Annotated in this window: 7 protein-coding genes, 1 tRNA gene and 1 pseudogene; all 9 read left to right on the forward strand. The window is 52.2% G+C overall.

Features of this window, described 5'->3' with window-relative positions:
- A pseudogene (tuf, locus tag ACESNI_RS17655) lies at window positions 1-140 on the forward strand (elongation factor Tu); the annotation flags it as partial.
- 110 nt (window positions 141-250) lie between these two features.
- Window positions 251-326, forward strand: a tRNA-Trp gene (locus ACESNI_RS17660).
- Window positions 327-399: 73 nt separating this feature from the next.
- Window positions 400-597, forward strand: coding sequence for a preprotein translocase subunit SecE (gene secE, locus ACESNI_RS17665; protein WP_373089421.1), 198 nt, complete (start codon window positions 400-402; stop codon window positions 595-597).
- 5 nt (window positions 598-602) lie between these two features.
- Window positions 603-1,133 (forward strand): transcription termination/antitermination protein NusG, encoded by a 531-nt coding sequence (gene nusG / locus ACESNI_RS17670; protein ID WP_373089422.1) that lies wholly within the window; start codon window positions 603-605, stop codon window positions 1,131-1,133.
- An 88-nt stretch (window positions 1,134-1,221) separates the two neighbouring features.
- The gene (gene rplK, locus ACESNI_RS17675; protein WP_373089424.1) at window positions 1,222-1,650 is read left to right on the forward strand and encodes a 50S ribosomal protein L11; all 429 of its coding nucleotides are present in this window, start codon (window positions 1,222-1,224) and stop codon (window positions 1,648-1,650) included.
- A gap of 2 nt (window positions 1,651-1,652) precedes the next feature.
- The gene (rplA, locus tag ACESNI_RS17680; protein ID WP_373089425.1) at window positions 1,653-2,345 is read left to right on the forward strand and encodes a 50S ribosomal protein L1; all 693 of its coding nucleotides are present in this window, start codon (window positions 1,653-1,655) and stop codon (window positions 2,343-2,345) included.
- A 257-nt stretch (window positions 2,346-2,602) separates the two neighbouring features.
- Complete coding sequence (rplJ, locus tag ACESNI_RS17685) at window positions 2,603-3,112, forward strand: 50S ribosomal protein L10 (RefSeq protein WP_373089427.1); 510 nt, start codon at window positions 2,603-2,605, stop codon at window positions 3,110-3,112.
- A gap of 62 nt (window positions 3,113-3,174) precedes the next feature.
- On the forward strand, window positions 3,175-3,549 hold the full coding sequence (gene rplL / locus ACESNI_RS17690; RefSeq protein ID WP_373089429.1) for a 50S ribosomal protein L7/L12: 375 nt from the start codon (window positions 3,175-3,177) through the stop codon (window positions 3,547-3,549).
- A gap of 275 nt (window positions 3,550-3,824) precedes the next feature.
- Window positions 3,825-5,919 (forward strand): DNA-directed RNA polymerase subunit beta (rpoB, locus tag ACESNI_RS17695; protein ID WP_373089431.1); only part of this gene is annotated, 2,095 nt, incomplete at its 3' end.

A 5,919-nucleotide genomic window follows, 5' to 3' on the forward strand; every position in this document is an offset into this window, starting at 1 on the left:
AGATGGTGATGCCGGGCGATAACGTGACGATGGAGGTCGAGCTGATTGCACCGATCGCCATGGACGAAGGCCTGCGCTTTGCTATCCGCGAAGGCGGCCGTACCGTCGGTGCCGGCGTCGTTGCAACTGTAGTCGAATAAGGAAAGACGTTCTCCGTAAAGTGACGGTTGTACTGATTACATAAAAATAGAGGGCATTCCCGGGTAATTGAAGGTGACTTCGATGATCCGGGTTTGCCAATTCAGACCGGAGGAGTGTAGCTCAATTGGTAGAGCACCGGTCTCCAAAACCGGGGGTTGTGGGTTCGAGTCCCTCCTCTCCTGCCAATCTGGTTGATCTATTTGTAAAAGTCTAGTATACCGCCGGGTCATTCAGTTGAAGAAAGATTTTTGAGGAAATATGGCAAAGGTAAATCCAGGTGCTTTTATCCGCCAAGTGCGGCAGGAAGCTTCCAAAGTCACGTGGCCAACGCGGAAGGAAACGCTGGTGACCACTGCAATGGTCTTTGTCATGGTTTTTCTCGCCTCGATGTTCTTTTTCACTGTTGATTTTGGTATCCAGCATGTTGTCAAAATCATTCTATCGTTAGGATCCTGAGTAATATGGCAAAACGTTGGTATATCATTCATGCCTATTCAGGGTTTGAAAAGAAGGTGGCCCAGTCTGTAAAAGAGCAGGCAATAGTCAAAGGCATGGCCGATCTTTTCGAAGAAGTTCTGGTACCGGTTGAGGAAGTTGTGGAAGTCCGTCGCGGCCAGAAAGTTAACTCGGAACGCAAGTTTTTTCCAGGATATGTGCTGGCGCATATGGAAATGAACGACGAGACATACCATCTTGTGAAAAACCTGCCGAAAGTGACAGGATTTCTTGGGAACGCGAACAAGCCGACACCGATCTCTGAAAAAGAGGCGATGGCGGTTCTTAATCAGGTTCAGGAAGGGATTGAGCGGCCCAAGCCGTCGGTGACCTTTGAGCTTGGGGAAGAGGTCCGGGTTAGTGATGGTCCGTTTGCGACCTTCATGGGCCAGGTTGAGGAAGTCGATGAGGAAAAGGCGAAACTGAAGGTGTCGGTGTCTATTTTTGGACGATCGACCCCGGTGGAACTCGATTACTCGCAAGTTGAGAAGAGTTAGATTTAGAGTTTTCCGCATGGTGCGGATTGTTGTGGGAGGCCTGCCATGGTCGCACCACAGCCCCTTAATATTTTGTAGAGGGTAGAAAATGGCAAAGAAGGTTAAAGGATACATCAAGTTGCAGGTCCCGGCGGGACAGGCAAATCCATCTCCGCCTATTGGTCCGGCTCTGGGTCAGCAAGGCGTCAACATCATGGAATTCTGCAAGGCGTTTAACGCGTCCACGGGGAACCTCGAAGGTGGCATGCCCATACCAACCGTGATCACGGTTTATGCGGATCGGTCATTTACGTTTATCACGAAGACCCCGCCGGCGTCATACTTCCTGAAAAAGGCTGCCAAGCTCAAAAAAGGTGGCGCCACACCGAGCAAGAGCGTTGCCGGTACCGTCACTTCTGCGCAAGTGCGCGAGATTGCGGAAGCCAAGATGGCAGATCTGAATGCCAACGACATTGATTCGGCAATGAATATTATCAAAGGCTCTGCCCGTTCCATGGGCCTAGAGGTGGTGGGATAATCATGGCAAAACTTTCGAAAAAGCAAAAAGCGGCCGTAGATGTCCTCGATAGGGAAAAACTGTATGGCCTTGATGAAGCGGTTGAGATCGTAAAGGCGAATGCCAAATCGAAATTCGACGAAACCGTTGAAATCGCAATGAACCTGGGTGTCGATCCCCGTCACGCGGATCAGATGGTCCGGGGCGTAATTCAGCTGCCGAACGGCACGGGCAAGTCCGTGCGGGTTGCTGTATTTGCCCGCGGGGACAAGGCGGATGAAGCGACAGCGGCAGGGGCTGAACTTGTCGGTGCTGAAGACCTGATGGAGAAAATCCAGGGCGGTGAGATGAATTTTGATCGCTGCATCGCAACGCCGGACATGATGGCGGTCGTTGGACGGCTTGGCAAGGTTCTGGGCCCCCGCGGCCTGATGCCGAACCCGAAGCTGGGAACAGTAACGCCGAATGTTGCCGAAGCCGTCAAGGCGGCAAAGGGTGGGCAGGTTGAGTTCCGGGCAGAGAAGACCGGGATTATCCATGCCGGTCTGGGTAAATCAAGCTTCACCAAGGAAGCCTTGGGAGAAAATATCAAGGCCTTTGTCGGTGCGGTTCTTAAAGCCAAGCCAACGGGCGCGAAGGGAACATTTATCAGGAAAATCGCCATTAGCTCCACGATGGGGCCGGGCGTGAAACTTGAAGTCAGTGATGTGATCTGACGCGAATGAGAAATTTGCCGCATTATTCGCGGCGAATGTCGGGCTGGTTCGCCAGTCCGTCTGTCCAAGACTGCAGGTGTTCCCGGTTTCGGGAATTTAAAAGCACCTTGTTGCCTGCATAGACAGGGAAGCTAAAAAATTCGCTGCTGGTCAGCAATTCAGGTGGACCTGGGACAGTATAACCGGATCTGGTATCCAGATCCAAATGTAACCGAAGTGTCCGTTTTTTAGGGCACTTCAAATACTGGAGACGACGAGTGGACCGATCGCAAAAAGAAGCATTGGTTGCCGAGTTGAACGGTGTCTTTACAGAGGCAGGGGTGGTTGTTATTGCCGAATACAGTGGTCTCACTGTGGCGGAAATGACGAACCTGCGGGTAAAGATGCGCGATGCTGGTGCCAACTTCAAAGTGACGAAAAATCGGCTTGCGCGTCTCGCTCTTGACGGCACGGACTACGATTCCCTGTCCAGCAAATTGAAAGGCCCTGTCGGTATCGCCTATTCCAGCGATCCGGTTTCAGCCCCGAAAGTTGCAATGGATTACGCAAAAGGGAATGAGAAGTTTGTCGTTATCGGTGGTGCCATGGGGGTAACTGTACTGGATCCTGAAGGGGTCAAGTCACTTGCCAGCCTGCCATCACTGGACGAACTTCGCGGTAAATTGGTTGGACTGCTTCAGGCGCCTGCGACAAAAATCGCCGGTATCCTTCAGGCTCCCGCCAGCCAGTTGGCCCGTGTTCTGTCGGCGAAAGCCGAACAGGGTTAGATGTAAAAGCCAGTTAAATATTGACAAACGAACCAATAGGTTTACCTGAGGAGAATAGTACAATGGCCGATCTCGAAAAGATTGCCGAAGATCTTTCCAGCCTGACTGTGCTGGAAGCTGCAGAACTTGCAAAGATTCTGGAAGAAAAATGGGGTGTATCTGCCGCCGCACCGGTCGCAGTTGCAGCCGCTGGCGGTGGCGGAGATGCCGCTGCTGTTGAAGAAAAAGACGAATTTGATGTCATTCTTGCTGCCATTGGCGAAAAGAAAATCAATGTCATCAAGGAAGTCCGCGCAATTACGGGTCTTGGGCTGAAAGAAGCAAAAGACCTGGTTGAAAGCGCACCGAAGGCAGTCAAAGAAGGCCTGCCGAAGGATGAAGCTAATAAAGTCAAAGAGCAGCTTGAAGGTGCGGGTGCAACTGTTGAACTTAAATAAGTTCGGTAGATGCAGCAACTTTCGGGTAGCTGAGTAAGGAACGGGGAAGGTGGCGTTTGCTGCCTTCCCCGCAGCCGCTTTGTGAACAGGCAGGCGGCGATCCGGCGGGATCACTTGTAAACGCGGCTCTTCCGGTAGTCTGCAAACCGGAAAGGAATTGCCAGGATCGATTTTTGAAACGCTTACCCTTTGGGCGGAATTTCAAAATCCATCTGGCGCAGTCTTTTTTATAAAGACTGTTTTGTAGTTGGCCAATAAACATACGGGGATTTGGCATGGGCATTTTGCAGTCGTTTACCGGTCGCAAGCGCGTTCGCAAAAACTTTGGAACTATCGAGGCGGCGACGACGATGCCGAACTTGATCGAGGTTCAGAAGACCTCCTACGATGCATTTTTGTTGCAGGACACACCCCCGGATCAGCGAGGCGACGAAGGCCTCCAATCTGTTTTCAAGTCCGTTTTTCCGATCAAGGATTTTGCCGATACGGCAAGCCTGGAATTCGTGAGTTATGAATTTGAACAGCCGAAATATGATGAAGAGGAATGCCAGCAACGCGGCATGACCTTCGGCGCGCCGCTGAAAGCGACGCTGCGCCTTATCGTTTTTGAAGTTGATCCGGACACCGAAGCAAAATCGGTACTCGATATCAAGGAACAAAGCGTTTACATGGGCGACATGCCCCTGATGACCGATAAGGGAACGTTCATTATCAATGGCACGGAACGCGTGATCGTCTCGCAGATGCATCGCAGTCCCGGTGTTTTCTTCGATCATGACAAGGGAAAAACCCATGCCAGCGGCAAGCTGCTGTTTGCAGCCCGCGTGATTCCTTATCGCGGCTCATGGCTCGATTTTGAATTCGATGCCAAGGATATCGTGCATGTTCGCATCGACCGGCGCCGCAAGCTTCCGGTAACGGCATTGCTTCAGGCGCTCGATATGTCGCATGAGGATATTCTCAATTACTTCTACGACCGTGTTGACTATAAACTGGAGAAGAAGGGCTGGCGTACACCCTTCAATGTTGACCGTGTGCGGGGGAGCCGCCTCATTCGCGATCTGGTGGATGCGGATACGCAGAAAGTTGTGGCGGATGCCGGTACCAAGGTAACCCAGCGTCTTGCCACCAAGCTAATGGACGAAGGCTTGAAGGATATGCTGGTCGGGCATGTCGATCTTATCGGCCGTTATGCCGCCGAAGACCTGATTAACGAAAAAACCGGCGAGGTTCTTATCGAAGCCGGCGAGGAATTGACGGAAAATCTGGTTGATCAACTGGAGGCTTCGGGCTTCAAGGCGATCTCGACGCTGGATATTGATAACGTTAATGTCGGTCCCTATATCCGTAATACGCTCGTCGTTGACAAAAGCAGTTCCCGTGACCAGGCGCTCATTGATATTTATCGTGTTATGCGCCCGGGCGAACCGCCGACCGAGGAGACTGCTGAAGCCCTGTTCAATGGCCTGTTTTTTGATTCCGAGCGTTACGACCTGTCTGCTGTCGGACGGGTAAAAATGAATATGCGCCTCGATCTTGATGTGGAAGATACCGTCCGCGTTCTGCGTAAAGAGGATATTCTGGAAGTCGTGAAAACCCTTGTGCGTCTGAAAGACGGGCATGGGGAAACGGATGACATCGATAACCTTGGCAACCGCCGGGTTCGATCCGTTGGTGAATTGATGGAAAATCAGTATCGCATCGGTCTGTTGCGGATGGAACGTGCCATTCGTGAACGGATGAGTTCGGTCGAAATCGATACGGTCATGCCGCATGATCTGATCAATGCGAAGCCGGCCGCGGCCGCCGTGCGTGAGTTTTTTGGCTCCAGTCAGCTCAGCCAGTTCATGGACCAGACGAACCCTCTGTCGGAAATTACCCATAAGCGTCGCCTTTCAGCTCTCGGGCCCGGTGGCCTGACCCGTGAGCGAGCCGGTTTTGAGGTTCGCGACGTGCATCCAACGCATTATGGCCGTATCTGCCCGATTGAAACGCCGGAAGGCCCGAACATCGGGCTGATCAACTCGCTGGCGACATTCGCGCGTGTCAATAAGTATGGCTTCATTGAAAGCCCGTATCAGCGTGTTGAAAATGGTAAGCTGACCGGGGAAGTCAAATATCTGTCGGCGATGGAAGAAAGCAAGCAGACGATTTCGCAGGCGAACGCGGCACTTGACGAGAATGGTATGTTCACCGAAGACTTTGTCCGCTGCCGGGCGCAGGGTGAATATGTCGTCGCCAAGCCGGAAGATGTCACTTACATTGACGTATCCCCGAAACAGCTGGTGTCTGTGGGCGCCTCGCTTATTCCTTTCCTGGAAAATGATGATGCGAACCGGGCTCTCATGGGCTCGAACATGCAGCGGCAGG

Origin of the sequence: Sneathiella sp. (genome assembly GCF_041689005.1) — a bacterium.
In the GTDB taxonomy this organism is placed as follows: Bacteria; Pseudomonadota; Alphaproteobacteria; order Sneathiellales; family Sneathiellaceae; genus Sneathiella.